The organism is Polaromonas sp. P3_B1 (genome assembly GCF_056402935.1).
In genome coordinates, this window is the sequence record NZ_JBFUGK010000026.1 from 45,850 (window position 1) to 64,302 (window position 18,453).

The 18,453-nt window shown below is 65.6% G+C and carries 17 protein-coding genes; 7 read left to right on the plus strand and 10 right to left on the minus strand.

Features of this window, described 5'->3' with window-relative positions; translation table 11 throughout:
• Positions 1–79 precede the first annotated feature (79 nt).
• Entirely contained in the window at positions 80–2,860 is a 2,781-nt protein-coding gene (locus AC1DXS_RS15855) for a DUF349 domain-containing protein (protein ID WP_477738441.1), read from the plus strand.
• Positions 2,857–3,534, plus strand: coding sequence for a PAQR family membrane homeostasis protein TrhA (gene trhA / locus AC1DXS_RS15860; protein WP_477738442.1), 678 nt, complete (start codon positions 2,857–2,859; stop codon positions 3,532–3,534). Before AC1DXS_RS15855 ends, trhA begins: the two co-directional genes overlap by 4 nt.
• Before the next feature lie 45 nt (positions 3,535–3,579).
• On the opposite strand, the gene AC1DXS_RS15865 is transcribed toward trhA, so the two are convergent.
• The 10 genes from AC1DXS_RS15865 to AC1DXS_RS15910 all read right to left on the minus strand — a co-directional run bounded on the left by AC1DXS_RS15865 (position 3,580) and on the right by AC1DXS_RS15910 (position 12,562).
• Positions 3,580–4,185, minus strand: a complete 606-nt coding sequence (locus AC1DXS_RS15865; RefSeq protein WP_477738443.1) for a DUF4337 domain-containing protein — start codon at positions 4,183–4,185, stop codon at positions 3,580–3,582.
• A 137-nt stretch (positions 4,186–4,322) separates the two neighbouring features.
• Positions 4,323–5,468, minus strand: a complete 1,146-nt coding sequence (locus AC1DXS_RS15870; RefSeq protein WP_477738444.1) for an ankyrin repeat domain-containing protein — start codon at positions 5,466–5,468, stop codon at positions 4,323–4,325.
• Positions 5,465–6,061 (minus strand): sigma-70 family RNA polymerase sigma factor, encoded by a 597-nt coding sequence (locus AC1DXS_RS15875; RefSeq protein ID WP_477738445.1) that lies wholly within the window; start codon positions 6,059–6,061, stop codon positions 5,465–5,467. Before AC1DXS_RS15875 ends, AC1DXS_RS15870 begins: the two co-directional genes overlap by 4 nt.
• 32 nt (positions 6,062–6,093) lie before the next feature.
• Positions 6,094–6,990 carry a hypothetical protein gene (locus AC1DXS_RS15880; RefSeq protein WP_477738446.1) on the minus strand — a complete coding sequence of 299 codons (897 nt, stop codon included), beginning with the start codon at positions 6,988–6,990 and terminating at the stop codon, positions 6,094–6,096.
• A 160-nt stretch (positions 6,991–7,150) separates the two neighbouring features.
• Entirely contained in the window at positions 7,151–7,921 is a 771-nt protein-coding gene (locus AC1DXS_RS15885; RefSeq protein WP_477738447.1) for a M90 family metallopeptidase, read from the minus strand.
• Between the two features lie 136 nt (positions 7,922–8,057).
• The gene (locus AC1DXS_RS15890; RefSeq protein ID WP_477738448.1) at positions 8,058–8,867 is read right to left on the minus strand and encodes a UDP-2,3-diacylglucosamine diphosphatase; all 810 of its coding nucleotides are present in this window, start codon (positions 8,865–8,867) and stop codon (positions 8,058–8,060) included.
• A 32-nt stretch (positions 8,868–8,899) separates the two neighbouring features.
• Positions 8,900–9,409 (minus strand): peptidylprolyl isomerase, encoded by a 510-nt coding sequence (locus tag AC1DXS_RS15895; protein ID WP_477738449.1) that lies wholly within the window; start codon positions 9,407–9,409, stop codon positions 8,900–8,902.
• 33 nt (positions 9,410–9,442) lie between these two features.
• Entirely contained in the window at positions 9,443–10,168 is a 726-nt protein-coding gene (locus AC1DXS_RS15900) for a peptidylprolyl isomerase (protein WP_477738450.1), read from the minus strand.
• Complete coding sequence (locus tag AC1DXS_RS15905) at positions 10,168–11,406, minus strand: L,D-transpeptidase family protein (RefSeq protein WP_477738451.1); 1,239 nt, start codon at positions 11,404–11,406, stop codon at positions 10,168–10,170. Before AC1DXS_RS15905 ends, AC1DXS_RS15900 begins: the two co-directional genes overlap by 1 nt.
• 85 nt (positions 11,407–11,491) lie before the next feature.
• Positions 11,492–12,562: a L,D-transpeptidase Cds6 family protein gene (locus AC1DXS_RS15910; RefSeq protein ID WP_477738452.1), complete on the minus strand. Its 1,071-nt coding sequence runs from the start codon at positions 12,560–12,562 to the stop codon at positions 11,492–11,494.
• Between the two features lie 322 nt (positions 12,563–12,884).
• On the opposite strand from AC1DXS_RS15910, the gene cysS reads away from it, so the two are divergent.
• The 5 genes from cysS to AC1DXS_RS15935 all read left to right on the plus strand — a co-directional run bounded on the left by cysS (position 12,885) and on the right by AC1DXS_RS15935 (position 18,436).
• Entirely contained in the window at positions 12,885–14,264 is a 1,380-nt protein-coding gene (cysS, locus tag AC1DXS_RS15915) for a cysteine--tRNA ligase (protein WP_477738453.1), read from the plus strand.
• Positions 14,265–14,334: 70 nt separating this feature from the next.
• The gene (locus AC1DXS_RS15920) at positions 14,335–15,060 is read left to right on the plus strand and encodes a DNA-3-methyladenine glycosylase family protein (protein WP_477738454.1); all 726 of its coding nucleotides are present in this window, start codon (positions 14,335–14,337) and stop codon (positions 15,058–15,060) included.
• Between the two features lie 10 nt (positions 15,061–15,070).
• On the plus strand, positions 15,071–16,048 hold the full coding sequence (locus AC1DXS_RS15925) for an acetyl-CoA carboxylase carboxyltransferase subunit alpha (protein ID WP_007870434.1): 978 nt from the start codon (positions 15,071–15,073) through the stop codon (positions 16,046–16,048).
• The gene (tilS, locus tag AC1DXS_RS15930; RefSeq protein WP_477738455.1) at positions 16,011–17,036 is read left to right on the plus strand and encodes a tRNA lysidine(34) synthetase TilS; all 1,026 of its coding nucleotides are present in this window, start codon (positions 16,011–16,013) and stop codon (positions 17,034–17,036) included. Before AC1DXS_RS15925 ends, tilS begins: the two co-directional genes overlap by 38 nt.
• Before the next feature lie 131 nt (positions 17,037–17,167).
• On the plus strand, positions 17,168–18,436 hold the full coding sequence (locus AC1DXS_RS15935; RefSeq protein WP_007870438.1) for an aspartate kinase: 1,269 nt from the start codon (positions 17,168–17,170) through the stop codon (positions 18,434–18,436).
• Positions 18,437–18,453: the final 17 nt, after the last annotated feature.

Below are 18,453 nucleotides of genomic sequence, written 5' to 3' on the forward strand. Positions count from 1 at the left end.
ACCTGCTGCCGCCCCGCAATGCCCCGTTCAACAGGGCGCTTGCGGTCGGCGGCACCTATTTTTTTGAGCCTGCGTTCCCATGTTTAAATCTTCAAAACCTGACACTCCCGCCGTGAAAACGCCATCCCCCAAACAAGCCGAAGCCCATCCGCTGGATGGCCTGACCGGTGGCGCATTCTCCGCGCCCACCTCAGGCGAGCGTGCCTCGCGCATCCGCACCTGGCTGGCGAGCGAACCCACGGCCGAGCAGATGGCCGAGGTCTACAAGGACCTGTCCAACCGCGACAAGGGCGCGGCCAAGCCGCTGAAGGAAAAGCTCGACGAGATCAAGCGCAGCAAGGGCCAGGAAGCCGTGGCCGCCGAATGGGCCGAAAAAGCCCAGGCGCTGCTGGCAGTGCCCAAGCTCAACCTGGCCGACGCCCTGGCCTGGCAGCGCGACGCCGCCAAGGCCGGTGCGCCGCTGTCCAAAGAGCCGCTGGCCGGCCTCAAGGCGCAACTGGCCGAGCGCGTGAAGACCATCGAAGACCTGCAGCACCGAACCCAGGTGCAACGCGAAGCCGCCGTGCTGCTGGCCCAGCGCACCGAAGTGCTGTCGCTCAAACCCTGGCGCGATGCCGAAGCCGCCCTTGAGTCCTTGCGCGGCGACGTCACGCACTGGCAATCGCAAGCCGATGAAATCACGCATGACGCCAACTGGGCCAGCGTGGACGCGAAATTTCCCCCGCTGCTTGACGCATCGCGCGCGCAGTTGCTTGCCGTGTGGGAAGCCTTCCAGGGTGCGCTCGCGCAGGCCCAGAAAGCCGCCGACGATGCAGCGGCGCCATTGCCCGCCGTGCCGGTATGGGCTGACGAACTGCGCGCGGCGCGAGGCCTGCCGCCTGCGGCCGGTGAGCAGCCTGCGCGCGCGCCCAAAGCCAAGATCGATCCGGCCGTGCTCAAGGAGATGCGCGAAAAGTCTTCGGCCGTCGTGCAGGCCGCGCTCGCCAAGCTCGAGCATGAGGTTACCGAAGGCCACGGCAAGTCCACGCCCAAGGTCGCGGCCGAGCTGCGCCAGGCGCTCAAGGAAAACATCCGCAATATCGACAGCAAGCTCGAGGCGGCCGCGCATGCCGCGCTCACCGCGGCCGGCGAGCTTGAAGGCTGGCAGCGCTGGCGCGCCGACCAGATCCGCGAAGAGCTGGTCGTCAAGGCCGAGGCGCTGGTCGCCAAGCCGCTGGGTGGCCGCAAGCAACAGGAAGCCCTGCGCGCCATGCGCGAGCAGTGGAAGACGAGCGACCAGGGCGGCACGCCCAACCACGCGCTCTGGAAGCGTTTTGACGATGCCTGCAACGAGGCGCACAAGGTTGTCGAAGCCTGGCTTGAGAAAGTCAAGGAGCAAGGCGAGGCCGTCAAGGCCGAGCGCAAGCTGCTGATCGACGAAGTGCTTGCCTGGGCCGAGGCCAACAAGGGCAATACCGACTGGAAGCACCACATCCGCAGCCTCAACGGTTTTGTCGAGAAATGGCGCGAGGCCGGACACCTAGGCGAAAAGGCGTTTGCCGAAATACAGCCGGTGTGGAAGGCCGCGATGGAGACGGCCGATGCCGCGCTGACCGCTGCGCGCACCGAAAGCATCGCACGCCGCAAGGCCATGATCGAAGAAGCCGCCGTGCTGGGCGCCGAGCCGCAACTGCGCATAGATGCGGTGAAGTCGTTGCAGCAGCGCTGGCAGCATGAGGCACAGGCCGTGCCCATCGAGCGCAAGCAAGAGCAAAAGATGTGGGATGCTTTCAGGAAGCCCATCGACGACGCCTTCCAGCGCAAGACCGCCGAGCGCGAGAAAGCCGCCGCGGCCCTGGGTGAATACGACCGCATGGTGCTGGAAGCCTCCAAAGCCGTGGAAGCCGCCACTGCCAGCGGGGACGCCCAGAAGATCCACGCCGCTGCCAAGGCATTGGAAGCCATTGTGCGCGGCCAGGTGCCTGTGGCCGCCGCGGCGGCGCCTGCACCCGCGCCAGCCGCTGATACGCCTTCCGTCGAAGCCGCGCTTGCGGCCGCGCCGGAGGCTGGGGCTGAACCTGTTGCCAACGCGCAGGCCGCAGCGGCCGCTGAATTTGCGGAAGCGGGCGAGCCTGCCAGCGCCCCTGCTGAAGCACCACCCGCACCCAAGCCGGCGCCCAAACCCATCGTGGCAAGGCGCGGCGACGATCGTCCCGGCATGAAAAAACCCGAACCCGCCCCGGCAGGCCGCGGCGGCAAGTTCGGCGACCGCAAGGACGCGCGCCCGGGCGCCAAACCGGGCGGCCCGCGCCAGAGCGCCGACAACAAGTTCGAGCCCTACCGTCCCGACCGCGATGCCCGTCCGGGTCGTGACGAGCGCGGCCCGCGCGGGAGCGAGCGCCCGGCTTTTGAAGAGCGCGGCCCGCGCCTGGGCGACGCCGCCTTCCGCGCCCAGCGCGAAGCTTTTGATGCGGCCAACCAGGCCCTGAAAAAGCTTGCCTTGCAGGCACACGGCGAGGTGCTGACGCATTTGCTGACCGCCTGGGAAAAACGCGACCCGGCGCAACTGCCCAGCGCGCAGGATCTCGGCAAGGCCGTGCCGCCCGCCGTGCGCAACCGCTGGGTGCAGGCCGTCAGTACACCTTCGGGCAAGGATGCCGCCGAAGCGCTGCTGCGCCTGGAAATTGCCGCCGACCTGCCCACGCCTGCCGAGCACATCAGCGCGCGCCGCATGCTGCAGCTGCAACTGCTGACCAAACGCAACGCGCCCGCGCCGGCCGAAACCTGGGGCGAAGACACGGCCCAGGTGCTGGCCGCCGACTTTGATGCCGGCAATGCCCGGCGCGTTCAGAACGTGCTCAAGGCGCTTCTCAAACGATGAGGGCTTCTGCCGCTGCTGTGGCCTTGCCCCAGGATCGGCCGCAAACCTTGGGCGAGGAAATCGCCAACAGCGTCAGCCACGGCGTGGCGCTGCTCGCTGCGATAGTGGCCGCCCCTTTCGTGGTGGCGGCCAGCGCGCGGCAAGGTGATGCCATTGACATTGCAGGCGCCTCGGTGTTCGCCGCCACCATGGTGCTGCTGTACTTCACCTCCATGCTGTACCACGCGCTGCCGGCGGTGCGCGCCGCGCGCGCCAAGAGCGTGTTCCAGGTGCTGGACCATGGTGCGATCTACCTGCTGATTGCTGGAACCTATACGCCTTTCACCTTAGGTGTGCTGCGCGGTCCCTGGGGCTGGACGCTGTTCGGCCTGGTCTGGGCCATGGCGCTGGCCGGGGTGGCGGTGAAGGCCGTCGCCGGCATACGCTACCCGCGCGTGTCCACGGCGCTGTACCTCGCGATGGGATGGATTGCCGTGATTGCCGTCAAGCCCATGCTGGAACTGATTCCGGGCTGGGGCTTGTTCTGGCTGGTGGCCGGCGGCCTTTTTTACACCTTGGGCGTGGGCTTTTTCGCCACCGATTCCAGGCTGCGCTACGGGCACTTCATCTGGCACTTGTTTGTGGCGGCGGGTACCGCCTGCCACTGCGTGGCCGTGCTGTATTACGCGAGCTAAGCCCTTGGTGACGCCTTGCCCAGGTTTGAGCGCCGTCCGGAGCCACTAGGAAAGCAGCCGGATCAGCATATCCGGGTGAATGCCCCAGCCCGCCAGGCCAGCCAGACCCATCATCACGCCAAAACCCGTGGGCACCAGCGCCAGAAAGTAAAGCCACCAGAAATGGGTCAGCGCCGTGACGGCCAGCAGTGAAATGGCAATGGCCAGCAGGGCGTCGGCCAGGTCGAATTGATCGTCGCGAAAATTGGCGGCGTCATAGTCTTTCTGGTCCTGCTCGGCTTGTGCTTTCAGCTCGTCTTTTTTTCTGGCCTGCTCGGCCGCCAGTTGCTCGTACTGCGCAATCGCCTTCTGGTAGTTGGCTTGCTCCGAAGCGGGCTGTGACGGGGCGGCCAGCCGCAGCTGCAGCAGGGTGCCTTTGGCGACTTCCTCGCGGATGTTGCGCGCCTGGTAGAAGTTCCAGTGGTCCAGCTTGTTGGCCTGCGCCTGCTGCATTGCCTGGACGATGTTGTCGTCCTTGACCTTGCAGATACCCATGAAGGTGGCCAGCAGGGCAATCGTAATGGCCACAAACTGGTTGAGCTTGCGGAACTGCGCAAAGGATGCGTCGTCGGTGTCGTCGCCCTTGGCAACTTCAAGGGGATCTATATCCATGGGAAGGACCTGTTCGTGAAAAAGGGTTCAGGGGCAAGCGGGCTGCAATGGTACCTCGCGCCATCAGCCTGGCTTGACCCCTGTTGATGGGCGTGCCGTCAATAGGTTCCGTCCGCGCGCCCGGCACCGCCACAAGCTCAGCGGGCCGCTTCGATCAGGTGGGCAATGCCGTCATAGCCCAGCCGGCGCGCATGTTGCAGTGCGTTCAGGCCGTCGTGGTCGATCAGCGCGGTATTCGCGCCCGCCGCCAGCAGGCGCTGGACTACGGCCGTGTGCCCCTGCATGGCGGCCAGTATCAAGGGGGTGCGGCCCGCCGCGTCGGCCGCATTGAGGGCGGCGCCTTGCTGGAGAAGGCGCTCCACTTGCGGCAGATCACCCGCGCGCGCCGCGTTCTGCAATGCGCCTGCCAGTAGGGGGGTGCCGGACGCTTCCGCGCGCAGGGCTGAGCTTGGCGCGACCGATTTTTCACGTTTTTGTTCGGGCGCTGCGGCAACAGGCGCAGCAGCGGCGGCGCGTGCGGCAGGCGCTGGTGCAGCCACGGGAGCCGGGGGCTGGGGTGCGGGCGGTGCGGCCCGTGCCTCAGCCTGCGGCACGGGCGCCGGTAGGGCTGCCAGTCCGCCCGTTGCGGCGTCGGCCTGGCGCGCGGCCCGTGCCGGCTGTGGGCTTTCCCTGGCCGCGGCAAGCTCCGGTGCGGGCGGCGGTGGGGCTGGTGAAGGGGCTGCGCTTGCCGAAGGCGGTGGCGCGGCCTGGTCTTCCGTTTTGGGCGCGGCCGAGCCGGTGATGGAGGGTGGAGCCGCGGGTTTGGCCGCCGCCTGCGTCGTGGGCGCGGGTACAAGGTTTTCAGCGGGTGCGGCTTTGGCGCTGCGCTTATCGGCCTGGGGTGCTTGCGGTGCCGCCGCTGCTGGAGCCGTTGCGGGTGCGGGTGCGGGTGCAGGTGCAGGTGCAGGTGCAGGTGCAGGGGGCGCGCTCGCGCTGGGCTGGCCGAACACCAGGTCTTTTTCCTCGTCCGTACCGCGGTCGTATTGCAATACCAGCAGGCCCGTCAAGCCGGCCAGCGCCAGGCTAGCCAGGGCGGAAATTTTCCAGCGTGACTGGTTGGCGGCGGGGGGGGTAGGGGCGTTGTCCGTCGTTGCGGGGGCCTTGCCTGCGGCAATCACCATCTGCGCATGGGAGCGCACCGCCGCGCGCACGTCGGCGCCGGGGCGGCGCGTGTCCTGCGCGCTGGCCTCGCGGTAGCGCTGCACCAGCTCATCGCCGGACGGGCTGCGGTCAGGCTCTGTCATGCAAACTCCTGTAGCTGTTGGCGCAGGCTGTTTCGCGCATAGCGCAAACGGCTTTTGGCGGTCTCGAAATTCACGCCGGTGGCGGCTGCGATCTCGTCCACGCTGAGGCCGGCTTCGGCCTGCAACAAAAAAGCTTCACGCTGTTCGCGCGGCAGGCGCTCGACCGCCGCGATCAGCGCGGCCGCCTGCTCGCTGGATTCCAGCCGGCGCAAGGGACCGAAGCCCGAATCCGCGGCCAGCGTGCCGGCTATGCCGCCGCCTTCGCCGTCTTCATCGCCGTCAATGCTCACATGGTTGCGCGCTGTGCGAAAGTAATCAACGAGCCGGTTGTGCGCCATGGTGAAAAGCCAGGTCTTGAAACGCGCCGAGACCGTGTAGGTGGGCGCGCTGCGCGCCACGGCAAACCACACGTCCTGCAGCAGGTCGTCGGCCACCGCCTGCACCCGCACGCTGCGAAACACATAGCGCCATACGCCGAGCTCGTGGCGCGCATAAAGCGCATCGAAAGCCGCGATGTCGCCGGCCGCATAGCGCAGCATCAGCGATTCGTCGCTGTCTTCGGCTGCATTGTCTGGCGTCGGGGCGCTGGGCATGCGCCAGATTATCACGGCGCAGATGCATGCTTTCAGTATCGGCGCAGAGGAGGGTCGGGGACATAGGACGTGCTGCCCGATTGCGGGAAGGGATCGGGAATGGGGTTGTGCGCCACGGGTTCGCGGATCACGCCGGCGGCAACCAGGTTCTCGCGGCTGTCGTAGCGGATGCGTATCACTTCATTGGGCTGGCTTTGCAGGCGCGCGAAGCTGGTATGTGACACCACGGAGCTTTCGCGCGCGCCGTGGCCTGTGCCCAGTTTGGGAGCCGGCAACGGGGAGGGCTGCGCTTTCCTGAGCATCCCTTCGGCGGAGGCTGAGGCTTGTGCGCCGCCGGTCGCCCGGTCGGCCAGCGATTCAGCTGCGGGCGCCGGCGCAGCAGGCGCCGGGGGCGCGCCGCGCAGGCTGGCGGGGGCGTCGGCCTCGCGCTCACTGCGGTAGGGGCTGGAATACACGGGCGCCTGCGCCACCGGCTCGGGCGGCTGTTCGCGAAACAGCGCCACGCCGATCACGCCGACGTTGGCGGGCCGGCCGGTGCGGCCGGCATAAGAATCCCCCAGCGCGGAAAACTCGAACGCGGCGACTTCGCTGCTGCTTTTGCGCCAGCCCGTTACCTGGTACTGCTGCCAGGGCGAGAACACATAGCCGGTCTGGTCCCAGGCGGCGGTTTCGCCGCTGAGTACATTCACGCCGTCAACGGCGGTCACGGCCAGCACGCGCTCGCTGAGCTTGTTGCGCACGGAGATCGCGTATTTGGCGCCGTATTGGCCCGCCACCCAGTATTCGCCACGGTGGTAGTACAGCGGCAGCGTGGCGCCGCTGGCGCGGTCTATCACGGTGATGTCGGCCAGGCGGCCAACGGCCTGCGCCGGCACGGTCCAGGCGGACAGGGCCAGCAGGATGGAAGCGGGGAGGAGACGGGTTTTCATGGGGGGCTCCGGAAGGTGGTGGAGCTCCATGAAACGAAGCAGGCGAAGAAAAGGGGTTAAAGGATTAAGGGGACTAGGGATTGGGGGGGTTAAGTCGGGGTGTAAGGTATCCACCCCGGGCTCCGGTGGCGCAAATCCGCCCCGGCCTTTGCTGCTTTGCTTATTTGGCCGGGATGAAGAATTTGTCGAACAGCACCGTCAGCTGCGGAAAATCCTGGGTGAAGCGTTCGCGGTTGACAAAGTAGGCCTCGCAGGCCACGGCGAAAAATTCCGCCGGTGAGCCTGCCCCGTAGTCGTCCAGCCAGGGCGGCTCGGCCCCGAAGCGCTTGGCCATGGCGACTTTTTCGCAAAACTCATCGAACGCCGGCTGCATCACCGAATGCCATCCGCTCAGGGCGCTGCGGGTGGGCAGGGGCGGGCAACCGTCGGCCGCGCCGTCGCGCATATCAATCTTGTGGATGAATTCGTGGATGACGACGTTGTGGCCGTGTTCGGCCGCGCTGCCTGCGGCGGCCACGTCCTCCCAGCTCAGGGTGACGGGGCCGCCCTCCATGGCCTCGCCCAACAGCTCTTCGCTGTAGCGGTGCACCACGCCGGCCTGGTCGGTGACTTCGCGGCGCGCCAGCATGGCGCCGGGGTGCACCACGATTCCCTTGAAGTCGTCATACCAGCGCAGGCCCAGGTGAAGCACCGGCAGGCAGGCCTGCGCGGCGATCGCGACGGCGATCTCGTCGGTCACTTGCAGCCCCTGCGCGCCCGTGAACTCCTTTTGTTTCAGGAATTTACCTGCCAGATCGTGCAACTGCTGCAGTTCGTTCACCGGACGGCGAGCCAGAAAGGGAAACTTCAGCAAGGTGTCCATCCACAGTGTGTCGGGAATGGTCTTGGTGGGGACGCTTTGGCGCCCCAGCGTGCGTAACCAGTTCAGCATGGCGTTATGTCTAGATCAGATGCAACAGAGTTGGGGCCTGAAGGATAAAAACAAAAGGGGGTAAGGGCCCCAGGTGAAAAAAACAAAAGAGAAAAACACGGGTAGAGCGAGGGGGAAGGGGGGGGGCGATGCAGCCTCATGCCAGCCCGACACGCTGCAGGCCGCCGCTGGCTGTCAGGCGGAGCACGTCGGCGCGCGGCCTGGAAGCGGCCAAATCCCAGTCGCTGAGCACGACGCGAGACAGACCGTCACCCAAGTCATGCATGGCCGGTTTATGGGTATGGCCGTGAATCAGCGTGGGAGCGTTTGCGGTGCCCAGCCATTGGCGTGCGGCCTCGGCATCGACGTCGGCATACTGCGCACCCGATTGTTTGCGCGCCTCGCTTTGCCGGCGCAGTGCGCGCGCGATCTCTTGGCGCTCCGGGAGGGGCTTGGCCAGGAAGGCGCGTTGCCAGTCCGCGCTGCGCACCTGCCGGCGGAATTCCATGTAGTCGGTGTCGTCCAGGCACAGGGCGTCGCCGTGCGAGAGCAGCCAGCGCCGTCCCGAACCCGCGGGAAACTCCAGCACGGTCGGGTCGTTCAGCAAGGTGGTGTTGCACAGGTCCATCAGGGCGCGGCCCACCAGGAAGTCGCGGTTGCCATGCATGAAGAAGAGGGCCAGCCTGCCGGCGGCTTCACCCATGGTGCGTGCGCAGAGCGCGTCAAAGCCGGGCGAGGGCGCATGCAGATCTTCCTCGCTGACGGCATCGTCACCGACCCAGACTTCGAACAGGTCACCCAGGATGAAGATCGCGTCGGCGGGCGTGCTCTCAAGGTAGTGCCGCCAGGCTTCGAAGGTGGCGGGTTCGGCGGCCTGCAGATGCAGGTCGGAAATGAAATCGACCGTGCGCCAGGACGGCGGCGCCGAAAGCTCCGCGATCTCGGGAACGGTCGTGGGTGAGTTCACCGGTTGGGTGGGGGCGTGGCCGGCGGACCGGTTCAGTCCAGCGAAATGGCCCGCTGGATGATCACGTCTTCCAGCGGAACGTCGTCGTGAAAGCCTTTGCGGCCGGTCTTGACGGCTTTGATTTTGTCGACCACGTCAGCGCCTGCAATCACCTTGCCGAACACGGCATAGCCCCAGCCCGAAGCGTTGGGCGCGGTGTGGTTGAGGAAGCCGTTGTCGGCGACGTTGATGAAAAACTGGGCGCTCGCCGAATGCGGCGCGTTGGTGCGTGCCATGGCGATGGTGTAGTTGTCGTTCTTCAGGCCGTTGTTGGCTTCGTTCTCGATTTCGCCGTCGGTGGGCTTTTGTTTCATGCCGGGCTCGAAGCCGCCGCCTTGCACCATGAAACCGGGGATCACGCGGTGAAACACGGTGTTGGCGTAATGGCCCTTGTTGACGTAGTTCAGGAAGTTGGCAACGGTCTTGGGCGCCTTGGCGTCGTCCAGTTCCAGCGTGATGACGCCGTATTCAGCGACGTGGAGTTCGACTTTGGGTTTGCTCATGGTGGTGTCCTGTAAGGAAGTAGGGGAAGTCAATCAATTGACGAGGGTTGCTGATTTGATGAGGACAGGCGTCTTGGGAACGTCGGTCGGGAAAGGGCCGCCCGCACCGGTTGGCACCGACTTGATCTTGTTGACCACCTCCATGCCGCTGACGACCTTGCCGAAGACGGTGTAGCCGTAGAGCTGCGGCGCATTGACGAGTTGCGCGCGCGGGGTGTTTTCATAGACGCGGCCCTGGTATTCGAATTTGGGCACCGGGTCGCCGGGCGGGATGACGGTGGGGTTCAGGAAGTCGTTGTCCTTCGCGTTGATGAAGAACTGCGCCGTGGCGGAGTTGGGGTCGTTGGTGCGCGCCATGGCCAGGGTGCCGACCACGTTTTTCGGGCCGCCTTTGGCAAGCGCCTCGCGTCCTTCATGCGGCACCGGCGGGCGGGTTTTCTTCTCGGCATAGGTGGCGTCGTAGCCGCCCCCCTGCACCATGAAGTTGCTGATCACGCGGTGGAAAATCGTGCCGTCGTAATGCCTGTCCTTGACGTACTGCAGGAAGTTCTCGACGGTCTTGGGCGCCTTGTCGGGATAGACCTCAACCACGAAGTCGCCTTCACTGGTGACGAATTTGACTTTGGGCGCATTCTGCGCGAGGGCCGGGCCGGCCAGCAGGGACAGGCCTGCGGCGGCGGCCAGCGCGAATACCGCGCGGCGCAAGGGGGAAGAAACAGAAGAGGCCGCGGACACGGCCGGCCTTGTGTGAACTGCCATCAAATGGTTCCTTCGAAGAATATTTTCCACTGGCTGCCCTGGCGGACCCAGTATTGGCGCTTGGTGCGGCCCGTCTTGGCGCCTTTGACCAGCTCGCCAAAGGTTACCACCATCGTGTCGTTGCTGTCGGTCCAGCGCAGGTAAGACACATCCTTGAGCTGGATGTCGCGACCACCCAGTTGCTTGAGCTCGCTCTGCAGGCTTGGTGTCCATTCGGCCAGGGTCTTGCCGTAGCTGGTGAAGTCGGGCGTGTACCAGGCGGTGAGTTTGGCGATGTCCCCGCTGGACTTGGCACTGTGCCAGCCCTGCAGGACGTTTTCAAACGATTTGATGTCGGCTGCCAACGATTGCGGCGCCACCCATTTGAGGCTGTGCGCGATGACAACCGGCGTGCTGCGCACCTCGACCGTGCGGATGATGCGTTCCAGGTCGGGGTTGGCCAGCACCACGCAGCCGTCGGTGGACAGCGGCGCCCGCGAAAACTGCGCCGGCGGCGTGCCGTGCAGCCAGATGCCGCCGCCGGTCTTGCCGCGCTTGACGTCCAGCTGGTTGGGGTAGTTGATGGGCAGCGCACCCGACCCATAAAAATCACGCAGCGATTTGGGGTTCAGGTTGCTGGTGATGAAGTACACCCCGACCGGCGTGCGCAGGTCGCCTTCGACGGACTTTTCAATGCCGGATTTTCCGACCGAGATGTAGTAATCGGCCACCAGCTTCATGCCGGTGGACGCGTTCTCAAACAGGTAGAGGCGAGACCGGGAGGCGTCGACGGCGATCGCATGCTTGTTGCGCGGGGATAGCGCCAGGAACTGCGAGGGCACGGTGCCCGGCGCCGGGCGCTCGCGCAGCGCGCGCAACCGCAGCAGGGATTCCTGGCGCAACTCGGCCAGCAGCGGGGCCGCGGCCTTGCTGGCGGTGATCTCGGGTGCGTCACCCGGCGCGCGCAGCGGGCGCGTGAAGCCCGCCAGCAGATCGCCGTAGACCAGCTGCGCAAGCTGGAAATTCGGGTGGTCCTTGACCAGGCTCTCGGCGTTACGAAGCGCTTCGCGGGGTTTGGCCTGGCCGATCAGCTTGTAGATTTCAATCAGGCGGGCCTCCGCTTCACCGTCGCGTGGTTCGCGCTGCGGTATTGCWGCGGCGCGCGGCGCCACTTTGGTGGCGGCTTCCGCACGCGCAGGCGCCAGCGCTGGCACCAGGCAAGGTGCCACGAAAAAAAAGGCTGTAAGCACCTTCTTCATGCAGATTTCCGCGACAGTTTGCCGGCCGGCGAAGAAAGGCGGGAGCGGGCTGGGCAATGCACTTGGGTCAAGTGGGCCGCGGCGGTTAACCGCCCGTGGATTCCTTGACGATCACCCAGCGGTCACCCACCTTGGCGAGGTCCAGGGTCTTGCGGCTGGAGATGTTCAGGGAGTCGGCGCTGTAGTCTTGTTTGAACCGTGCCGTGGCTTTGTTGCCCTGCACCGAAATGGACAGGTTGGAAAGCTTCACGCTGATCTTGGACTTGCCGACGATGCGCGCGCGGCGGTCTTCTTCCCAGGCCTTGCGGGCCTGCTTGCCGGGTGGGTCGAAGTTGGGGCCGTAGCTGCTGAGGTAGCCGCTCATGTCCTTGTCGGACCAGGCTTGCGCCCAGCCGCGCACGGCGGCTTCGACTTCTTTCTCGGCGCCGCTTGCAGCGACGGCAGGCGCAGGGGCCGGGACGGTGGCAGGGGCCGGCGTCGCAGCGGGTGGAGCGGCAGCGACCGCGGGTGCGGGCACAGGCTTGGCGGCGGGTACGGGTGCTGCGGGCGCGGCGGCCGTGACCGGGCCTGAAGCCTGTGCGCCGGCGGCGGGCTTGGCGGCGGCTTGGGGCTGGGCTTTGGCGTCGGCGGAGAACAGGTTGCGGATCAGGGCCAGCTTGGGCGGAACGGCTGCATTGCCGCCGTCCAGCTGCAGTGCCTTGCTGTAGGCCTGGCTGGCCAGGCGTGCATAGACGTCGCCGAGGTTTTCGTGGGCGGTGGCGTAGCTGGGATTGGTGCGTATGGCCATTTCCAGCGCGGCGCGGGCCTTGTCGAACTGGCTCTGGCCGGCGTACAGCACAGCCATGTTGTTATACGGTTCGGGCAGCTCGGGATAGTCTTCGGTGATCTTGGTGAAGGTGGCGATCGCCTCGTTGGCCTTGCCGGTTTCGGTCTGGATCACGCCCTTGAAAAAGCGCATCTGCGGGTCGCGCGGCTTGCTGGCGAGGTATTGGTCCACTTTGGCCATGGCTTCGGCAAACTGGCCGGCGCGCATCAGGCGGCTGACGTCCGCGTAATCGTCGGCATGGGCGGCGGACATCGACAGGGCGGCGGCAGCCACCAGCAGGCGCAGGACGGCTGACAGGGGTTTGCGTTTAAAAAAGTTTTGCGTGGGCATAAGAACTTCTCGCTATTGTTTTAGGTCCCCTGGGGCTGTTTGAGGGCCGTGGGTCGGAAATTGCCATAAACGGCCCGGCTTTTCAGGGGGCCAAAAGGGGCCGCTGAATGTTGTCCATCGGGCTGGATATACTGGCTGATTGTAGCTGAGGGGGTATAGTCCATGGCCGCCCGGATTCCGTACTTTTCCTTTTGTCGCAGGTTTTTGCGCGCACGCCGATCGGCCCTTGCCCGTCCATCGCGTCCGTGAGATAACCCTTCCTGTTGCCCTGTCCAACCGATAGCCTCCCGACCGACGTCGGGCCCCCGTCGACCCCAATTTCATGAGCCTTCGCATTTACAACACGCTATCGCGTGCCGTGGAAGATTTTTCCCCGATGGAACCCGGCCATGTGCGCATGTATGTCTGCGGCATGACGATTTACGACCTGTGCCACATCGGCCATGCGCGCATGATGATGGCCTTCGACGTGGTGCAGCGCTGGTTCAAGGCCAGTGGCCTGCGCGTGACCTATGTGCGCAACATCACCGACATCGACGACAAGATCATCAAGCGGGCGGTTGAGCGCGGCATCAGCATCCGGGCCCTGACCGACGAGATGATCCAGGCCATGCACCAGGACATAGGCGCGCTGGGCATGGAGCCGCCGTCCCTGGAGCCGCGCGCCACCGAATACGTGCCGCAGATGCTGGGCCTGATCGCCACCCTCGAGGGCAAGGGCCTGGCTTACCGCGCGCCCGGCGGCGACGTGAACTACGCGGTGCGCAAATTCAAGGGCTACGGCAAGCTCTCGGGCAAGTCCCTGGACGAGCTGCGCGCCGGCGAGCGCGTGGCGGTGCTGGACGGCAAGGACGATCCGCTGGATTTCGTGCTCTGGAAGAGCGCCAAGCCCACCGAGCCCGAAGACGCCAAGTGGGACAGCGACTACGGCCCCGGCCGGCCCGGCTGGCACATCGAGTGCTCGGCCATGAGCTGCCAGACCCTGGGCGAGACCTTCGATCTGCACGGCGGCGGCGCCGACCTGCAGTTCCCGCACCATGAAAACGAGATCGCCCAGAGCGAGGGCGCGAGCGGCAAGCCGCTGGCCCGCTTCTGGGTGCACAACGGCTTTGTGCGGGTGGACAACGAGAAGATGTCCAAGTCGCTGGGCAACTTTTTTACCATTCGCGACGTGCTGAAGCAGTACGACGCCGAGACCATTCGCTTCTTCCTGGTGCGCACGCATTACCGCAGCGCCCTCAACTACAGCGACGCCCACCTGGACGACGCCCGTACTGCGCTCAAGCGCCTGTATACCGCGCTGGCCGGGGTCGCGCCGGATGCAGCTGTAGCCATCGACTGGACGCAGCCCTTTGCCGCCCGCTTCAAGGCGGCGATGGACGAGGACTTCGGCACGCCCGAAGCGGTGGCCGTGCTGTTTGACCTGGCCGGGGAAGTCAACAAGACGCGCTCGCCCGCGCTGGCGGGCCTGCTCAAAAGCCTGGGTGGCTGCCTGGGCTTGCTGCAGGGCGAGCCCGGCGCCTACCTTCAGGCCGGCGCCGGCCTGGACGAAGCCAGCATTCAGGGTCTGATCGCCGAGCGCGCGGCCGCCAAGGCCGCGAAAAATTTCGCCGAGGCCGACCGCATCCGCCAGAACTTGCTGGCCCAGGGCATCGTGCTCAAGGACTCCGCCGCGGGCACGACCTGGGAGGCCCAGTCGTGACCCTTGCCCGTCCTGCCGGTGGCAAGCCGCCACATGATCCGCGGGCCCTGCCGGGCTTGCTGAAGGCGCCATGAAACAGGTCGTCAAAACCGGGCCCGCCAGCGCCGAACTGGCCGACGTGCCGGGACCGGTCGCCGCGGCTCCCGCCTACTGGGCCGAGGCCTGCAAGCACCTGGTCAAGAAAGACCGCGTGATGAAGCGGCTCATCCCGCAATTCGGCGACGCCCACCTGCAAGCCAGGGGCGACGCCTTCAGCACGCTGGCGCGCAGCATCGTGGGGCAGCAAATCTCGGTCAAGGCCGCGCAGACCGTCTGGCACCGCTTCCAGGCCTTGCCCAAAAAGATGACGCCGGCCAATGTGCTCAGGCTGAAGGTCGACGACATGCGGGCCGCCGGCCTGAGCGCACGCAAGGTCGAATACCTGGTTGACCTGGCCATCAATTTCGACGCCGGCACCGTCCACGTGAAGGACTGGCAGTCCATGGACGACGAGGCCATCATCGCCGAGCTGGTGGCCATTCGCGGCATAGGCCGATGGACGGCCGAGATGTTTTTGATCTTTTACCTGATGCGTCCCAATGTCCTGCCGCTGGACGACATCGGCCTGATCAGCGGCATCAGCCAGAATTACTTTTCCGGCGAATCGGTCAGCCGCAGCGACGCGCGCGAAGTGGCCGCCGCCTGGGCGCCGTACTGCAGTGTCGCAACTTGGTATATTTGGCGCTCTTTGGACCCTTTACCGGTCCTGGGTGCCTCCAGCGGCACCGAGCAAGATTTAAGTTTGAAGAAGCCCTGAGGAGCAGCACATGGCGAAGAAAACCTTCCTTGATTTTGAGCAACCGATTGCGGAACTCGAAGGAAAAATTGAAGAACTGCGCTACGTACAGACCGAGTCGGCCGTCGATATCTCCGAAGAGATCGACCAGCTGGCCAAAAAAAGCCAGCAACTCACCAAAGACATCTACAGCGACCTGACGCCCTGGCAGATCACCAAGATCGCCCGCCACGCCGAACGCCCCTACACCCTGGACTACATCAACGAAATCTTCACCGATTTCGTCGAATTGCACGGCGACCGGCACTTCGCCGACGACCTTTCCATCGTCGGCGGCCTGGCCCGCTTCAACGGCACCGCCTGCATGGTGCTGGGCCACCAGAAGGGCCGTGACACCAAGGAACGCGGCCTGCGCAATTTCGGCATGAGCAAGCCCGAGGGCTACCGCAAGGCGCTGCGCCTGATGAAGACCGCCGAGAAATTCAAGCTGCCGGTCTTCACCTTCGTCGACACGCCCGGCGCGTATCCCGGCATAGATGCCGAGGAGCGCGGCCAGTCCGAGGCCATAGGCCGCAACATCTTCGAGATGGCGCAGCTGGAAGTGCCCATCATCACCACCATCATCGGCGAGGGCGGCTCCGGCGGCGCGCTGGCCATTTCGGTGGCCGACCAGGTCGTGATGCTGCAGTACTCGATCTACTCCGTCATCAGCCCTGAAGGCTGCGCTTCCATCCTCTGGAAGACCTCCGACAAGGCCCAGGAAGCCGCCGAAGCCCTGGGCATCACCGCGCACCGGCTCAAGGCCCTGGGCGTGATCGACAAGATCGTCAACGAGCCCGTGGGCGGCGCCCACCGCGACCACAAACAGATGGCGGCCTTCCTCAAGCGCGCCCTCAACGACGCCTTCCGCCAGGTCAGCGACCTGAAGGTCAAGGAGTTGCTGGACCGCCGCTACGAACGCCTGCAGAGTTATGGCCGCTTCACAGACACCAAGGCCGACGCAAAGTAAAACGCCGGCCGCCCATGCCGGTGACGGCGTGAGCGGCACCAACCCGGCGCTGGCGGCGCTGGCTCCCCTTGATCCCGTTTTGCCTGTGGGCGTGGCCTACAGCGGCGGCGCCGATTCCACGGCGCTGCTGTTGGCCGCCGCGCAGCGCTGGCCGGGGCAGGTGACGGCGCTGCACATCCACCATGGCCTGCAGGCCGCTGCCGACGAATTCGCGCGGGTTTGCGAGGACACTTGCGCGCGCCTGAAGGTGCCGCTTGAGGTACTGCGCGTGCAGGCCGGCAACGCGGCGGGCCAGAGCCCCGAGGATGCGGCGCGGCTGGCGCGTTATGCCGCGCTGGCCCGGACGGCCTCTGAACAAGGATTGGGTGCGGTGCTGCTGGGCCAGCATGCCGATGACCAGGTTGAGACCCTGTTGCTGGCACTGAGCCGCGGCGCGGGCCTGCCGGGCCTGGCTTCCATGGCAGCAAGCTTTGAGCGCGGCGGTGTGCGGTTCCTGCGGCCGCTGCTGCAGCTGCCCGCGGCGGCTTTGCGCGCATGGTTGGTGGAACAAAACGTCCCCTTTGTCGACGACCCAACCAATACCGACGAGCGCTACACCCGCAACCGCATACGCGCCCGTCTGTTGCCGGCCCTGGCCGAATCCTTTCCGCAGTTTCGCGAAACCTTCGCGCGCAGCGCCCAGCATGCCGCCCAGGCGCAGGCCTTGCTGGCCGAGGTCGCCCGTGAAGATCTGGCGCGCGTCGGCACGCCGCCCGACATCACGGCCCTGCAGGCGCTTTCGGCGCCGCGCCAGGCCAATCTGCTGCGCCACTGGCTGCTGGAGTGGCACGGCGCCACGCCCAGTGCCGCGCAGCTCGAGCAGTTGCTGTCGCAGATCGCCGCCTGCACCACCCGTGGCCACCGCATCCACCTCAAGGTGGCAACCGGCCACGTCACCCGGGCCGGCGCGGCCCTGCGCTACGAGGCCGCGGCGGATAAGCCGGCTTAACCATGTAGTAGTCCTAGGTATAATTGAGGGCTTTGCTGGCGCCGCAGCACCGCCAAAAGCCTCTCAAACAGCGCTTTTTGCCGGTAACAGCCCGCAAAAAATTCGCAACAACTTCTGATTGACATCCTGCAATGGCATTGATCGTTCATAAATATGGCGGCACGTCGATGGGCTCGACCGAGCGCATCCGCAACGTGGCCAAACGCGTGGCCAAGTGGGCGCGGGCCGGCCACCAGATGGTCGTCGTCCCCAGCGCCATGAGCGGCGAAACCAACCGCCTGCTGGGCCTGGCCAAGGAACTGGCGCCCGCCAAGGCCGGCGAAGCCTACAGCCGCGAACTCGACGCCCTGGCTGCCACCGGCGAACAGGCCTCCAGCGCCCTGCTGGCCATTGCGCTGCAGGCCGAAGGCATGCAGGCCGTGAGCTACGCCGGCTGGCAGGTCACCATCAAGACCAACAACGCCTACACCAAGGCCCGCATCGAGTCCATCGACGACGAGCGCGTGCGCGCCGACCTGGACGCCGGCAAGGTCGTCATCATCACGGGCTTTCAGGGCGTGGACGAGGGCGGCAACGTCACCACGCTGGGCCGCGGCGGCTCCGACACCTCGGCGGTCGCCATCGCCGCGGCGCTCAAGGCGCATGAATGCCTGATCTACACCGACGTCGACGGCGTCTACACCACCGACCCGCGCGTGGTGCCCGAGGCGCGCCGCCTGCACACCGTGAGCTTCGAAGAGATGCTGGAGATGGCCTCCATGGGCTCCAAGGTGCTGCAAATCCGCTCGGTGGAATTCGCCGGCAAGTACAAGGTGCCGCTGCGCGTGCTGTCCAGCTTCACCGAATGGGACATCGACATCAACGAAGAAGCCAAGTCAGGCACTTTGATCAGCTTTGAGGAAGACGAAAACATGGAACAAGCCATCGTATCGGGCATCGCTTTCAACCGCGATGAAGCCAAAATCTCCGTGCTCGGCGTGCCCGACACCCCCGGCATCGCCTACCAGATCCTGGGCGCCGTGGCCGACGCCAACATCGAAGTCGACGTCATCATCCAGAACGTCAGCAAGGACGGCAAGACCGACTTCAGCTTCACCGTTCACCGCAACGACTACTCCAAGGCCGTCGACCTGCTCAAGACCCAGGTCGTCCCCAAGCTGGGCGCCCAGGAAGTCACCGGCGACGCCAAGATCTGCAAGGTCAGCATCGTCGGCATCGGCATGCGCAGCCATGTGGGCATCGCCAGCAAGATGTTCCGCGTGCTGAGCGAGGAGGGCATCAACATCCAGATGATCTCCACCAGCGAAATCAAGACCTCCGTGGTCATCGACGAGAAGTACATGGAGCTCGCCGTGCGCGCATTGCACAAGGCTTTTGACCTGGACCAGCCGTCCACCTGAAAATGGCCCGCAAGTCG